The sequence below is a fragment of the Nocardia sp. NPDC052112 genome, assembly GCF_040680135.1.
Classification (GTDB): domain Bacteria; phylum Actinomycetota; class Actinomycetes; order Mycobacteriales; family Mycobacteriaceae; genus Nocardia.
Map to the genome: position 1 here is coordinate 91,669 of NZ_JBFAWD010000029.1, position 12,725 is coordinate 104,393.

12 protein-coding genes are annotated in these 12,725 nt (G+C 67.1%); 6 read left to right on the forward strand and 6 right to left on the reverse strand.

Annotation, left to right across the window (positions count from 1 at the left end; all coding sequences use genetic code 11):
• Positions 1-35: 35 nt before the first annotated feature.
• On the reverse strand, positions 36-1,259 hold the full coding sequence (locus tag AB0L58_RS36755; protein WP_364394706.1) for a polysaccharide biosynthesis protein: 1,224 nt from the start codon (positions 1,257-1,259) through the stop codon (positions 36-38).
• A 385-nt stretch (positions 1,260-1,644) separates the two neighbouring features.
• Between AB0L58_RS36755 and AB0L58_RS36760 the strand changes: the two genes are divergently transcribed.
• Entirely contained in the window at positions 1,645-2,112 is a 468-nt protein-coding gene (locus tag AB0L58_RS36760) for a MarR family transcriptional regulator (RefSeq protein ID WP_364394678.1), read from the forward strand.
• An 89-nt stretch (positions 2,113-2,201) separates the two neighbouring features.
• Positions 2,202-4,007, forward strand: coding sequence for a hypothetical protein (locus AB0L58_RS36765; RefSeq protein WP_364394680.1), 1,806 nt, complete (start codon positions 2,202-2,204; stop codon positions 4,005-4,007).
• Positions 4,008-4,108: 101 nt separating this feature from the next.
• Here AB0L58_RS36765 and AB0L58_RS36770 read toward each other — a convergent pair whose 3' ends face one another.
• A complete protein-coding gene (locus AB0L58_RS36770; protein ID WP_364394682.1) occupies positions 4,109-5,275 on the reverse strand; it encodes a glycosyltransferase family 4 protein in 1,167 nt (388 codons plus the stop codon).
• A 226-nt stretch (positions 5,276-5,501) separates the two neighbouring features.
• On the opposite strand from AB0L58_RS36770, the gene AB0L58_RS36775 reads away from it, so the two are divergent.
• Positions 5,502-6,284, forward strand: a complete 783-nt coding sequence (locus AB0L58_RS36775; protein WP_364394708.1) for a class I SAM-dependent methyltransferase — start codon at positions 5,502-5,504, stop codon at positions 6,282-6,284.
• 2 nt (positions 6,285-6,286) lie between these two features.
• Here the strand turns inward: AB0L58_RS36775 and AB0L58_RS36780 are convergent, their stop codons facing one another.
• On the reverse strand, positions 6,287-6,586 hold the full coding sequence (locus AB0L58_RS36780) for a hypothetical protein (RefSeq protein WP_364394684.1): 300 nt from the start codon (positions 6,584-6,586) through the stop codon (positions 6,287-6,289).
• A gap of 208 nt (positions 6,587-6,794) precedes the next feature.
• On the opposite strand from AB0L58_RS36780, the gene AB0L58_RS36785 reads away from it, so the two are divergent.
• On the forward strand, positions 6,795-8,237 hold the full coding sequence (locus AB0L58_RS36785) for an aldehyde dehydrogenase (RefSeq protein WP_364394686.1): 1,443 nt from the start codon (positions 6,795-6,797) through the stop codon (positions 8,235-8,237).
• Here AB0L58_RS36785 and AB0L58_RS36790 read toward each other — a convergent pair whose 3' ends face one another.
• The 3 genes from AB0L58_RS36790 to AB0L58_RS36800 form a co-directional block, all read right to left on the reverse strand.
• Positions 8,238-8,507, reverse strand: a complete 270-nt coding sequence (locus AB0L58_RS36790) for a hypothetical protein (RefSeq protein WP_364394688.1) — start codon at positions 8,505-8,507, stop codon at positions 8,238-8,240.
• 280 nt (positions 8,508-8,787) lie between these two features.
• Positions 8,788-9,738: a helix-turn-helix domain-containing protein gene (locus AB0L58_RS36795; RefSeq protein ID WP_364394690.1), complete on the reverse strand. Its 951-nt coding sequence runs from the start codon at positions 9,736-9,738 to the stop codon at positions 8,788-8,790.
• Positions 9,739-9,840: 102 nt separating this feature from the next.
• The gene (locus AB0L58_RS36800; protein ID WP_364394692.1) at positions 9,841-10,245 is read right to left on the reverse strand and encodes a helix-turn-helix domain-containing protein; all 405 of its coding nucleotides are present in this window, start codon (positions 10,243-10,245) and stop codon (positions 9,841-9,843) included.
• Between the two features lie 63 nt (positions 10,246-10,308).
• Between AB0L58_RS36800 and AB0L58_RS36805 the strand changes: the two genes are divergently transcribed.
• Together AB0L58_RS36805 and AB0L58_RS36810 are read left to right on the forward strand one after the other, a co-directional pair.
• Positions 10,309-11,148, forward strand: a complete 840-nt coding sequence (locus tag AB0L58_RS36805) for an NAD(P)H-binding protein (RefSeq protein ID WP_364394694.1) — start codon at positions 10,309-10,311, stop codon at positions 11,146-11,148.
• A 192-nt stretch (positions 11,149-11,340) separates the two neighbouring features.
• Entirely contained in the window at positions 11,341-12,093 is a 753-nt protein-coding gene (locus AB0L58_RS36810; RefSeq protein ID WP_364394696.1) for a phosphohydrolase, read from the forward strand.
• Positions 12,094-12,725: the final 632 nt, after the last annotated feature.

The window sequence follows — 12,725 nt, forward strand, 5'->3', positions numbered from 1 at the left end:
CGACCGGCACAGGTTATGCCTCGGATAGTGCGTGCTCAGCCGGATGTGCTCGGCGTTTCGGCGGTCCCGGAGCGGTCCGCGGTGCGCAGGACGATCACCGCCACGAACGTGGTGGTAACGGCCGCGACACCGACCGCGGTGGTGATCAGCGCGGGTACCGAGCGGGCGAAGCATGTCATGAGCACCACCTCGACCGCCAAACCGAGCCAGGTCACCGCGGCGAGGGCGGTGCGATCCACCGCGATCGCCGAGAGCAGCGCGCCTTGCAACACCGCGAGTATCGCTCCCTGCAGGGCGAACAACCACAGCAAGCCTTGGATCGGCGCGTAGTCCTGTCCCGCGAACAAAGGCGCGATCGGTGCGGCGAGGGCAGCGCCCAATACCGCCACGATTCCGATGCCGGACAGTACGGCCAGCGCATCCCGGATCGCACGCGCCGAATGTGTCGGCTGCGCCATCCGCGGATACAGCACTACTCCCACAGCCTGCGGCAGCCAGAACGCGATCTTCGCCGCGATCGCACCGAGCGCATACCGGCTCGCATCCGCCTCGTCCAAAACTATTCGCGCGATGATCAGATCCGCGGACGACAACGCCATCAACGCCGCCTGCACCTGCGCCGCCCGCAACACCGGCAACACACCGACGGAAGGCACCGCGATCCCGGGCGGCGGCCCGTCGCCACCCGGTAGCCCTTCCGACCGTTCTGTGACCGGGGAAATCGCGAGGCGAGTTCGCGATGGGGGCGAGCCTGCGGTGGAGCGGGCGTATGCGGCGGCGGCGACGATGCCGAGCGCGGCGGCCCACAGTGCGGGGGCTGTGCCGCCGCCAGCCGCGAGGACTACCAACGCCGGGGCCACGCGCGCGACTCCGGCCGCGCCCAGGACTATGGCCAGGGCGCGGAAGCGCCTGCTGCCCTGCAGAATTCCCTGTTCACCGGATAGCAGGACCAGGGCAGGGGCCGCGCCGAGGGCGGCGGCGCAGGCGAGTACGCCCACATTCAGTACCGCGGTCACCGACGGCACCAGCACCGCGGCCACCACCGCGACGATCACCGCACACCGCCACTGCAATCCGCGCAGTGCCGCCACGCTCGCACCACGCACCAGTTCCCTGGCCACCACGTTCTGCAAGGCCAGCGCGGGCACCGCGCACAACAGCTGCACCGCGAGCAGGCTGGCGAATTCGCTGTATCCGGCGACGCCCAACCACCGGCTGGCCAGCATCTGCAGCAGATATCCCGCCACGTTGGCCGTCATCGCCCCGGCCGTGACCAACGTCAGATCCGCCACGACGGGGAGGCGACGGACTGTGGGCACGCGGCAATCGTCCCACCCCGTCACCACGCGCCCCGCATGCGGCCACCGTCCGCACTGCCATGACCTGCATCACCATTTAGATTACACAACATGTATGCCATGTAATCTAAAAGGATGGCCGCAGCGACCTCGTCCTTGTTCTCTGCTGCTCCGGCGCACCGTGAGCGCCACCGGTCGCCCCGTTCCGCTTCGCACACGCACATCTCCGCGAACAGAGCCCAGCAGCTAGCGGCCCCTGTCCCGCGTCAGCCCGTTACACGACATCTAAAGTGGTAGCCCATGACGTTCACCCGCTCATTCGACGACACTCGGCAGGTGCACATCCGTGCGGCCGGCTGAGGAACTGCGCTATCTCATTCTCGCCATCCAGCGGGAGGGAAACCGGAAGCTGTCATCGGAGCTGCGACCGTTGGGACTGACGCCATCCCAGGCCGAGGTCCTGCGCGTACTTGCCGACCATCAACCGCTGACCTTGGCCGGGCTCGGCGACCTGTTGGTCTGCGAGACCGGCGGCAGCCCGAGCCGACTCGTGGACCGACTCGTCGCCATGGACCTGATCGATAAGCAGACCGGCCCCACCGACCGGCGCCAGATCACCCTCGGCCTCACACCGGCCGGACGCCACCTCGCCGCCGAGGTGGCGCGGGTGGAAGAGCGCCTGTACGGGGCGATCGACATCGCGACCACGGGGCAACCCGTCGACGAGACGCTGCGACTGTTGCGCGGCTTCGCCGCCGACTTCCCCGCGGTGCGAGCGGTCGAACGTCGTGCGGCGCTGCAAGGGCGGCAGTGAATACCCCGTGCGCGGGCCGATCGACCCAGTAACAGGCGGTCGGTACCGGAGCGTGGCGGTTCGCTCGTCGGTACGTAAGGTGCACAGGCGTGAATGGCAGCGGCCTGGCTCGACGCGACAAGTGGGCAAGGTTCGTCCCCGCCGGTTACAGCGGATTGCTGGCCGCGGTGATCGCTGGGCCGCTGTTGGGGCCGGGCTACCTGCTGCTGCGAGATGCGGTGAGCACGCCGCGGTCGTATCTGACGGACTCGGCGCTCGGGCTCGGCGACGCCGCTCCGCGAGCGGTTCCACAGGATGCGATGCTGGCCACGCTGTCGCCGATCGTCGACGGTGGGCTGATCGTCAAGACGATCCTGCTCGTGGCACTGTGGGCGGCCGGGTACGGAGCGGCGGTGCTGGCCAAGGAACTGCTTCGGGTATCGACCGGACCGCAATTGGTCGCTGTGACCGTCGCGCTCTGGAACCCATACGTGGCCGAACGCCTACTCCAAGGGCATTGGAGCCTGTTGACCGGATACGCGGCACTGCCGTGGACCGCGCTGGCCGCCTATCGAATTCGCATCGGGGGGCATGGCGCCGACGCGGTGGCACGCGGTGGCGCGGTCGGTTCCTGGGGTGCCCTGGCCGGATGTTTCGCGGCGGCGGGGCTGACGCCGACCGGCGCGCTGTTGGCGGGCAGCTCCGCGGTGGTGTTGGTCGGGCGCCGAAATGTGCTCGGGGCGCTGGTTCTGCTGTCGGCGGCGTCCGGTCCCTGGTTGGCGGCGGCGGCCTTATCGGGTGCCGGGACCGTGCCTTCCGACCCGACCGGAATCGCCGCCTTCGCCGCCCGCGCCGAACCCGCGCTCGGCACCCTCGGCGCGCTGGCCGGACTCGGTGGAATCTGGAACGCCGATTCGGTCCCCGACTCCCGGACCACACCCCTCGCCCTGATCGCCAGCGCCCTACTGCTTGCCCTCGTGGCCGTTGGCATCCGCAGCACCGCTGGGAAAATCAACAGCGCCCCTTCGGCTGGTGACACCGAACGCGCCGCCGTGCGAGTTCGCCGCGGGCTGCTGGTATTGGCGGCTTGCGCTGTCGTGCTGCCCGCGTTGGGGGCGACGTCGTGGGGTATGAGCGGCATGGAGTGGCTTGTCGCTCATGTGTCCGGGGCGGGACTGTTGCGGGATACGCAGAAGTATGTGGCGCTTGCCATGCCCGCCTATGCGCTGTGCGCCGCCGCCGGCTGCCGAGCCGTCGCAGCGCGCTTCGCGGCCAAGGAGTCCGCCAGCTCGCCGATGCCCGGGACTACGTTGACCGCAACGGTATTCATCGCATTGCTGGTGCTGCCGCTGTTCGATTTGGCTTGGGGCGTCGGTGGTGCGCTGCGGCCGGTGCACTATCCGGTCGGCTGGCAGCGGGTCGCGGACCGGATCGATGGGCGCGGGGATATCGCGGTATTGCCCGGCGGAATGTTTCGGAAGTTTCCCTACAGCGGCAAGGTGGCGGTACTGGATCCGGCACCGCGGATGTTGCCGCGCGACGTGTTGCAAACCGGTGAGCTTCCGGTGCGCGGACGGACCGTGGCCGGCGAGGGCGTCCGGGCGCGGGAGGTGGAAAGCACACTGCTGCACGGTGATTCGGCACAGCGGTTGGGCGAGCTCGGTGTCGGCTGGGTCCTCGTCGAACGCACCACGCCCGGACCGCTCGGCGAGTCGAAAACAACGCTCGCCCAGCTGGACTCGGTCTACGCCGACCCCGATCTGGCGCTGTACCGAGTTCCCGGCGCAACAGACCATGTCAAAGAATCGCAGTCCACACACCGGATGATCGCCTACGCCGCCCACCTCCTCTGGGCCGCCGTGCTGGTCGGTGGTCTGCTGGTGGCAGCCATATCGCGCCCACGCCCAACCCGTTGACGGCAACGGCACATTCCGCCGTTCGACCGAGCATGTCGCGCGCGGTCAGCAGGAGCGACAGACCGCACTGCGCGCCGACTCGTCGCACGACGGCAGCCAGATCACGGCCCAGGCGGGATGAGCCCCGAGGTGTGCTCCCCGCGCGCCGCGGCCGCGAGCACCGCATACACACCGTTTCCGGTCTGCTCCCAGGAGAATTCACGCGCACGGGCACGGGCCTTCTCCCCCATGACGGCGCGGGCTTCGGTGTCGTCGACGAGCTCACCGACGGATTCGCAGAGCTGGCTCACATCGTCGACGAGCACCCCGGTCACCCCGTCGACAATGGAATCGGTGAGTCCGCGCGAACTGCGGTAACCGATAGTCGGTACCCCGTGTTGCGCCGCCTCGATGACCGCGAGCCCCCAGCCCTCCTTGCGCGACGGCAGCACATGTACCCAAGCGCGCGCGAGCAATTCGTGTTTGCGCTGCTCGTCGACGTGGCCGTGGAAGGTGACCGCATCGGCGATGCCGAGGTCGTTGGCGTCGGCCTTCAGGTTGTCCGCCCACCAACCGTCACCGATCACATCGAGCCGCAGGCCGGGAATCCGACTCCGTAGTCGGGCGACAACCGCCAACGCGTCTTCGATCTGCTTGTGCGGCACCAATCGCGAGAGCACCACGATGCGCGGCTCGTCGGTACGCGTCTCGGCGCAACCGGTCGGAGCATCCACCGGAACAGGTTCGGCGCCATTGCGGACCACCGCGATCCGGGAACCGTCCACCCCCAGCGTGGCCAGTTCCTCGGCCGAGGGCAGCGAAACGGTCAGGTATTGGTTGTGTCGATGCACCCGCGGCGAAAGCCGCGATTCGATCCACCAGCCGATCCGCCCGACGAACCGTCCGGCGACCGGCCACTGCTCCCGATGCCCGTGATGCACCAGCACCACCGACGGTGCCTTGGTCGCCGCACCCGCGAAGAACGGGATCCCGTTCTGGGTATCGATCACCACATCGGGACGCACGCCCCGCAGCGGCCCCATGCCGAGCCGTCCGAATGCGATCGCGGCCAGTGCCCGCGGATAGACGGAGAACCGCCCGCCCGCCCGGCTGATATCGATGCCGTCGATCCGCTCCCGCTTCGGCGCCCCCGGATAGCGCGCGGTGCGCAGGGTGACCTTGACCCCGCGCGCGGCGAGCTGCGCGCCGACCTGTTCCAGGTACCGTTCGCTGCCGCCGCCCTGCGGGTGCCCGGTGTCACGCCAGCACAGCAGGAGGACTTCGCGCACGGTGGAGCTTCTCTCGGTCAGCAGGTCACGGATATCGCCGTACACCCTAACCCGCGCACCCCGCCGACCAGCTTCCACCGCGCCATTGCGGGTAATCGCGCGTCGAGTGAACGGCGACCGACGCCCGCGCGAATTCCCGCCCTGGGCAGGCGGGACTGCGGTGTGTTGCCAGCACTATGCGAGACTCGGCGCCGTGCCGAGAGCTGAAACCGAGCCAGCCGAGGCCGTGGCAGCGCAGGCTGCCCGGCGCGGACGAGTCGTGTCCCGGTTCGCGCGGCGGGCGACATTGCGCCGGTCGCTGCGGCTGCTCGGCAGCTTTCGGTTCGAGCAGACCGACCCGGCACTGTTCTACGGTGGTCTGGCCGCCGACAGCGCGGCGATGATCGGCGATTTCTACGCGGACGCTACCGGGTGCGGCCTCGATGGCGCGACCATTCTGGACGTCGGCGGTGGCCCCGGCTACTTCGCGGACGAATTCGTCAAGACCGGTGCGCGCTACATTCCCGTCGAGCCCGACCCATCCGAGATGCACGCCGCCGGGCTTTCGATGGCCGGCGCGGTCCGCGGGTCCGGTATGGCACTGCCGTTCCGCGATAACGCGGTCGACATCTGCTTCTCCTCGAACGTCGCCGAGCACGTGCCACAGCCTTGGGTCATGGCCGACGAAATGGTGCGCGTAACCCGTCGAGGCGGCTTGATCGTGCTGTCGTACACGGTGTGGCACGGCCCGTTCGGCGGCCACGAAACGGGACCGTGGCACTACCTCGGTGGCGAGTACGCCGCGCGCCGATACCGTCGCAAGACCGGCCGGGAACCGAAGAACCGCTTCGGCGAATCGCTGTTCGCGGTCGGCGCTGCGGACGGGTTACGTTGGGCGGCAGGCACTTCCGCAGATGTGCGCATCGTATTCCCCCGCTACCACCCACGCTGGGCCTGGTGGGTGGTTCGCGTACCCGTATTGCGAGAGTTACTGGTGAGCAACCTGGTGGTAGTGGCAACCAAGCCGTAGCGCTACTTCTCCAGCCAGCCCCGGCGCCAGCTCCTGCGCCCGCATGCGTTGATCGTCGCGGCCCAGGGCGATTCCTGAATGGCCAGACCAACCGTCTCCAGGGTGGTCAGGCCGACCTGATCGGCCAGCATCCCGACCACGGCGACCGCCTCGGCGGCCTGCATCGCGGCCATAGCCTGCTCGATGGTCAGCGTTCGGCCCGGTAGGAAGGAAACCACCCACCCACCTGCGCCAACACTTTTAGCTTGATGCTCGGTCTGGTCGCTGGTCATCAGCGACCGGCCGATCACTTGCACCGCCATGACTCGGACTCCCCAATTGCGTAATCGGTTCATGAATCGAGCGAGCTGATCAGTAGCTACAGCATGACCGGTGCAGCAACAGAACGCAATAGTGCGTTCTCTGAAAAGCGAACCGGGAGGTCGGAATTCGCGCTGTTCAGAATGTCGATCGAGCCGAAAACTGAAACACGTTACAGACAAGCGGGCCACAAAACTGTAACGTGTTCTCATGCATTACGACAGCCTGTTCATCGGCGGCCGCTGGACCGCGCCCGCCGCCACCGAGCGCCTCCAGGTCATCTCGCCCGCGACGGTCGAGCCGGTGGGCAGCGTCCCGGTGGTCGGTCGCGCCGATGTCGACGCCGCCGTCGCCACTGCCCGGCACGCCTTCGACAACGGTCCGTGGCCGTCCACGCCGCCCGCGGAGCGCGCCCAGGTATTGTCGCGCGCCGCCCGCCTGATCGAGCAGCGTTCGGCCGATCTGCTCGCCACGCTCACCGCGGAAATGGGCGCACCCCAGATGATCGCCATGACGCTCAACCAGATTCCGGCGGTGGCCACGCTCGACGCGTACGCCGGACTGGCCGAGTCCTTCCCCTGGCACGAAACCCGAACCGGCTTGTTCGGCACCTCCCGGGTCTCGCGGGAGCCGCGCGGGGTGGTCGCCGCGGTCACGGCATGGAATGTGCCGCTGTTCCTCGCGGCCAATAAGCTCGCCCCCGCATTGCTCGCCGGATGCACCGTGGTGCTGAAGCCCGCGCCGCTGACTCCGTTGACCGCCAACAAGATCGGGGAAATCTTCACCGAGGCGGGCCTGCCCGAGGGCGTGCTGTCGATCCTGCCCGCCGAGGCGGATGCCGCGGAGTATCTGGTCTCGCATCCGGGCGTCGACAAGATCACCTTCACCGGCAGCACCGCCGTCGGCCGCAAGATCGGCGCCATTGCGACCGGACAGCTCAAGAGCGTCTCGCTCGAGCTCGGTGGCAAATCGGCGGCAATCCTGCTGCCGGATATGGATATCGCCAATATTCCGGTGCTGGCCTTCTCCGGTCTGATGAACAGCGGCCAGGGCTGCGTCGCGCAGACGCGCATTCTCGCACCGCGCAGCCGCTACGACGAGATCCTGGACGCACTGGTCGAGCATGTGAAGACGCTGAAGACCGGCGATCCCACCGATCCGGCGACGACCTTCGGCCCACTCATCTCCGAACGCCAGCGCGACCGCGTCGAGGGGTATATCGCGAAGGGCAAGGAAGAGGGCGCGCGATTGGCGCTCGGCGGCGGTCGCCCGGCGGATGTGGACCGCGGCTGGTTCGTCGAGCCGACCATCTTCGCCGATGTCGATAACAAGTCGACGATCGCGCAGGAGGAGATTTTCGGCCCGGTCCTGTCGGTCATTCCATACGAGACCGAGGACGAAGCGGTGGCCATCGCGAACGATTCGGTATACGGACTGGCCGGCTCGGTCTGGACCGCCGATATCGAGCACGGTGCGGAAATCGCGGCGCGGGTGCGCACCGGAACCTACGCGATCAACTGGTATGCGTTCGACCCGAGTTCGCCGTTCGGCGGGTACAAGAACTCCGGCCTCGGCCGGGAGAACGGACCGGAGGGTCTGGACGCATTCTGCGAGCAGAAGTCCCTGCTGATGCCGATGGGGTGGACCGGGTAGTCAGGCTCCCGGCATAACCACCCGCACTACGGGCTGACGACCCGGTGCGTCGACGATGCTCGGCGCATCGGGGGCGTCGATGATCTCGACCTGCCAGCCCAACGGCAGCACATCCTGCAAACGTCCGACAGCACGCCGCAGCGGTGTGCTGGCGGTCGCCGACTCGTTACCGGCGATCCGCGGCGCCGTCAGCGGGCCGATTTCCAGATCGGGCCCGCCCGTCACCCGACCGCCACCCCGCACCGAATCGCTTCGCGATGCTGTACTCATCCAACCACCTCTCATGCGTCGATCTCATCGCTCGCCGCAGGTATGCGGATTCACGAGTCGAAAGGGAAGTAGTTCAGTCGATCCAAGTCATAGTTAACGATTAGCAATCGAACTGTTCGGTCATGAGACGGGAAATATGGGCGCATAAGCCCCTGTCGGACCTGCTTCCTATTGTTACGAAGTGCGTCCGGGCAAATCAACCGTAGCGCACCGACGGCTCCAGATCCGGCAATCCGAGAACATCGACCGATCGATACCGCGAGGTACGCGCATTCGCCGACTAGCGGCGCAGCGACCGGCGATAACCAGCGGGCGTCGTCCCGGTGGCCGCGCGCAGATGCACCCGCAGCGCGGTGACGCTGCCGAATCCCGATTGTGCCGCAACAACTTCGACGGGCAATTCAGTGGTCTCCAGCAATTCTCTGGCACGCACCGTGCGCTGCGCCTCCAACCAGCGCCGCGGCGTCGTGCCCACTTCCGCCTTGAACCGGCGGATAAATGTGCGTTCACTCATCAGCGCATATCCGGCGAGCGCCGAAACATCCGGCGCCGCAGCCGGATTCGCCGCGGCCCAGGCCATGGTCGCGGCCAGGGTGCCTGGAAAGTCACTGCCGCCCAAAGCATCCGGAATATATTGCGCCTGGCCGCCCTCGCGATGCGGTGACGTCACATTCCAGCGGGCCAGCTCGGCGGCCGCACCCGCACCCAGCTCACGACGCACAATGTGCAGGCACAGGTCCATTCCCGCGGACAGGCCCGCCGAGGTGAGCACATCGCCGTCATCCACATACAGTGCGGCGGGGTCGAGCTTGACCGCGGGGAACAATTCGGCGAATTCGTCGCAATATGCCCAGTGGGTGGTGGCCGGTCGCCCATCCAGGAGTCCGGCCCGCGCCAGGACGAATGCACCGACGCATATGCTCACCATGATCGCGCCCCGCGCCGACGCGGCCCGGAGCGCATCGACCACCGCATCGGCCGGGGGCAGCGTCGGCAATCCGATGCCGGGAACCACCACGATATCGGCGCTGGTCAGCGCATCGAGTCCGTCGTCGACCCGAAGTTCGAAACCATTGGGGGTCCACACCGGGCCGGGCCGCAGGCCGCAGGTCCGCATCTCGAACCCCACCGGCTCCCCGGTCTTGCCCGGCCCGTGACGGAATGCCTGCACCGCGCACGCCAGGTCGTAGGTCATGACTCCGTCCAACGCCAGCGCGACCACTTGCTTCACACCCTCAGTTTGGCACGAATCCAAGCATCAATGGAATTCGCGCCACCAACCTTGGGCGACACACAGGCGCCGGCCACCACACACTCGCGCAATAGCCAGGCGCTATCGAATATCGATGGAGCGGTCGTGGCGGCGCTGGGCGGCCATCACCTCGACCGTGTGCTGGCGGATCCAACCGAGAAACTGGTGCAGCGATTCGGTGAGCCCTCGGCCGAGTTCGGTGAGTTCGTAGCTGACCCGCGGTGGCGTGGTGGGCTCGACGGTGCGTGCGATCAGCCCGTCGCGCCCGAGTGTGCGCAGAGTCTGCGACAGCATTTTCTCGCTGATACCGCCGATTTTGGTGTGCAGCTCGGAGAACCGTAGTGGCCCGTCGGTCAGCGCGGTCAGGATCAGCATGCCCCAGCGGCTGGTGATGTGGTCGAGCACCTCACGGGCCGGACATTCACTGTTGAATGCGTCACTCATGCCCTGCCAGGTAGTGGGCGGGACCTGCGAACGTACCGTCATTTCTGGAGCTTACCCGAAGGTATGTCCTTACCATGGGTAAGCCCGGAGGCCTACGCTGCCGCCATGGTCACAGTCGTTTTCGGAGCCAGAGGCAATGTCGGTCGCCACGTGGTGGCAGGACTGATTTCGAGCGGGGAGCAGGTCCGCGCGACGAGCAGGGAACCCGCCGCAGCAGCGTTCCCGCCGGGCGCGGAGGTCGTCGCGGCCGATCTCGAGCAGCCCGAAACGCTGCCCGCCGCACTCGAGGGCGCGCAGCGCGTATTCCTCTACGCCAAACCCGAGGGAATCGATGGATTCGTGGCGGCGGCCGAGGCCGCCGGGGTGCGACAGGTGGTGTTCCTATCGTCGGGCGCGGTGCTGAACAGCGACGCCTCGAGTAATCCAATTGCCTTGATGCACAGCGTCATCGAGTCCGCCATCGAACGGTCCGAGCTGGCCTGGACCTTCATCCGCCCCGGCATGTTCGCCACGAACGCACTGTGGTGGTGGCAGCATTCCATCCGGAACGAGGGTGTCGTCCGGATGCCGTATCCCGACTCCCGGACCGCACCCATCCACGAGAAGGATATGGCGGCACTCGCGGTAACCGCGCTGACCGAGCCCGGTCACGAAAGTCAGGCCTATACCGTGTGGGGCCCCGAGTCACTGACCCTGCGCGAGCAGGTGCGTCATATCGGCACGGCCATCGATCGCGAAATCACCGTCGAGGTGATCTCCGACGAACAAGCCCGCGTAGAGCTGGGCAAAACCATGCCGCAAATCGGCGTCGAGGCCGTCATGGCCGGATGGAAAGCCGGAGTCACCACCCCACCGCAGATATCGACAATCATCGAAAAAATCACCGCCCGCCCCCCACACACCTTCGCCCAATGGGCAACAGACCACGCATCCGACTTCCGCTGAGCTCTCTGATCAAGATCAGGTGGTGGAACTGGTGGCGGCGGCTTCTCGTTTTGCCGCCACGGATTCCACGTGATCACTCGTCCAGTGATTGGCGGAAATCCGAGGATTAGTGGCATTTGCGCCACTCGTCGGGGGAGTGGGTGGGGGGGTTGAGTGGGGAGGGAGATGTGGTCGAGGAGTGAGGAGAGTGATGTGGGTGCGCCTGCTGGGATGGATTGGGAATGGGCTAGGCGTAGCGGTGGGGCGCTTTCGAGTGGGCAGCGCGGGCAGCTGACTGTCAGGTTGGTTGCGGGAGTGCCGCGGCTCGTTGCTGGCAAGGTCGCGTTGGCGCTCGGTAAGCGGGGTAGTGGGCGGGTGGATTTCGCGGATCTGCGACTGCCGGATTCGAAGCTCGCCAAGGACGCGGAAGCGGAAGCGCGGGAATGTCTTTCGGTGCACGTGTTGGAGCACTCGTATCGGAGTTACTTCTTCGGGCGGGCGCTCGCTGCATTCGATGGCACGCGATACGACGACGAGCTGGCCTATGTCTCCTGCCTGCTGCACGATTTGCGGCTCGAGCATCCAACACCCGGAAGGTGTTTCGCGGTGGCCGGGGCGGAGCGCGCGGTCGAATTCGCTATCGGCGCGGGGGCGACACCGGAGCAGGCGGAGACGGTCGGTGCCGCGATCGCCGCGCATCTCACCATCGGAGTCGCCGACAAGGTCGACAATCTCGGCTTCGTTTCCGCCGGCGCGGCCGTGGATGTGTTCGGGGCACGGATGTCCGATCTCGATCCGAGCTGGGTCGAGGAACTGCTGCGCCGTCATCCGCGGCATAACCTCAAACAGCATTTGACCGAAGCGTTCACGAACGAGGCCGCCGCGGTGCCGGACGGACGCGCCCGATGGCTCATGCGAACCGCGGGCTTCCGTCAGCTGATCGCCCGCGCACCGTTCGCCGAATAGCACTCCGTCACAAACGGCACCGCCCGCACCATCTTCCGATGGTGCGGGCGGTGCCACGAGTTTCGGCGATTACTCGGCCCACGGAGCGAGTCTTACGAGCGACCCGTTCACGCCCCGTCTCGCGTCCGAGCCATCGAAGCGCATGCGCCGCAGGCACGGGACTCACCCGTCCGACACGAATACACCAGGTGCCGAACGCTCCACCCGCACCAACCACCACGCAGCGAGTCTTACGAACGACGCTTCGCGGCCCGCCTCGCATCCGAGCCATCGAACCACATGCACCGCAGCCACCGGACTCACCCGTCCGACACGAATACACCAGGTGCCGAACGCTCCACCCGCACCAACCACCACGGAGCGAGTCTTACGAACGACCCGTTCGCGGCCCGTCTCGCATCCGAGCCATCGAACCACATGCACCGCAGGCACGGGACTCACCCGTCCGACACGAATACACCAGGTGCCGAACGCTCCACCCGCACCAACCACCACGGAGCGAGTCTTACGAGCGACCCGTTCGCGGCCCGTCTCGCATCCGAGCCGTCGAAGCGCATGCGCCGCAGGCGCGAGTCTCGACGGCTCGGACGCGAGACCGAAGGGGGCCGCGAACACGCAGCGCCGAAGGCGCT

Excerpts from the sequence above, each read along its gene's own strand:
- AB0L58_RS36785 (WP_364394686.1), top strand. The coding sequence starts at position 6,795 with ATGCATTACGACAGCCTGTTCATCGGCGGCCGCTGGACCGCGCCCGCC.
- AB0L58_RS36805 (WP_364394694.1), top strand. The coding sequence starts at position 10,309 with ATGGTCACAGTCGTTTTCGGAGCCAGAGGCAATGTCGGTCGCCACGTG.
- AB0L58_RS36800 (WP_364394692.1), bottom strand. The coding sequence starts at position 10,245 with ATGACGGTACGTTCGCAGGTCCCGCCCACTACCTGGCAGGGCATGAGT.
- AB0L58_RS36780 (WP_364394684.1), bottom strand. The coding sequence starts at position 6,586 with ATGGCGGTGCAAGTGATCGGCCGGTCGCTGATGACCAGCGACCAGACC.
- AB0L58_RS36790 (WP_364394688.1), bottom strand. The coding sequence starts at position 8,507 with ATGAGTACAGCATCGCGAAGCGATTCGGTGCGGGGTGGCGGTCGGGTG.
- AB0L58_RS36755 (WP_364394706.1), bottom strand. The coding sequence starts at position 1,259 with ATGACGGCCAACGTGGCGGGATATCTGCTGCAGATGCTGGCCAGCCGG.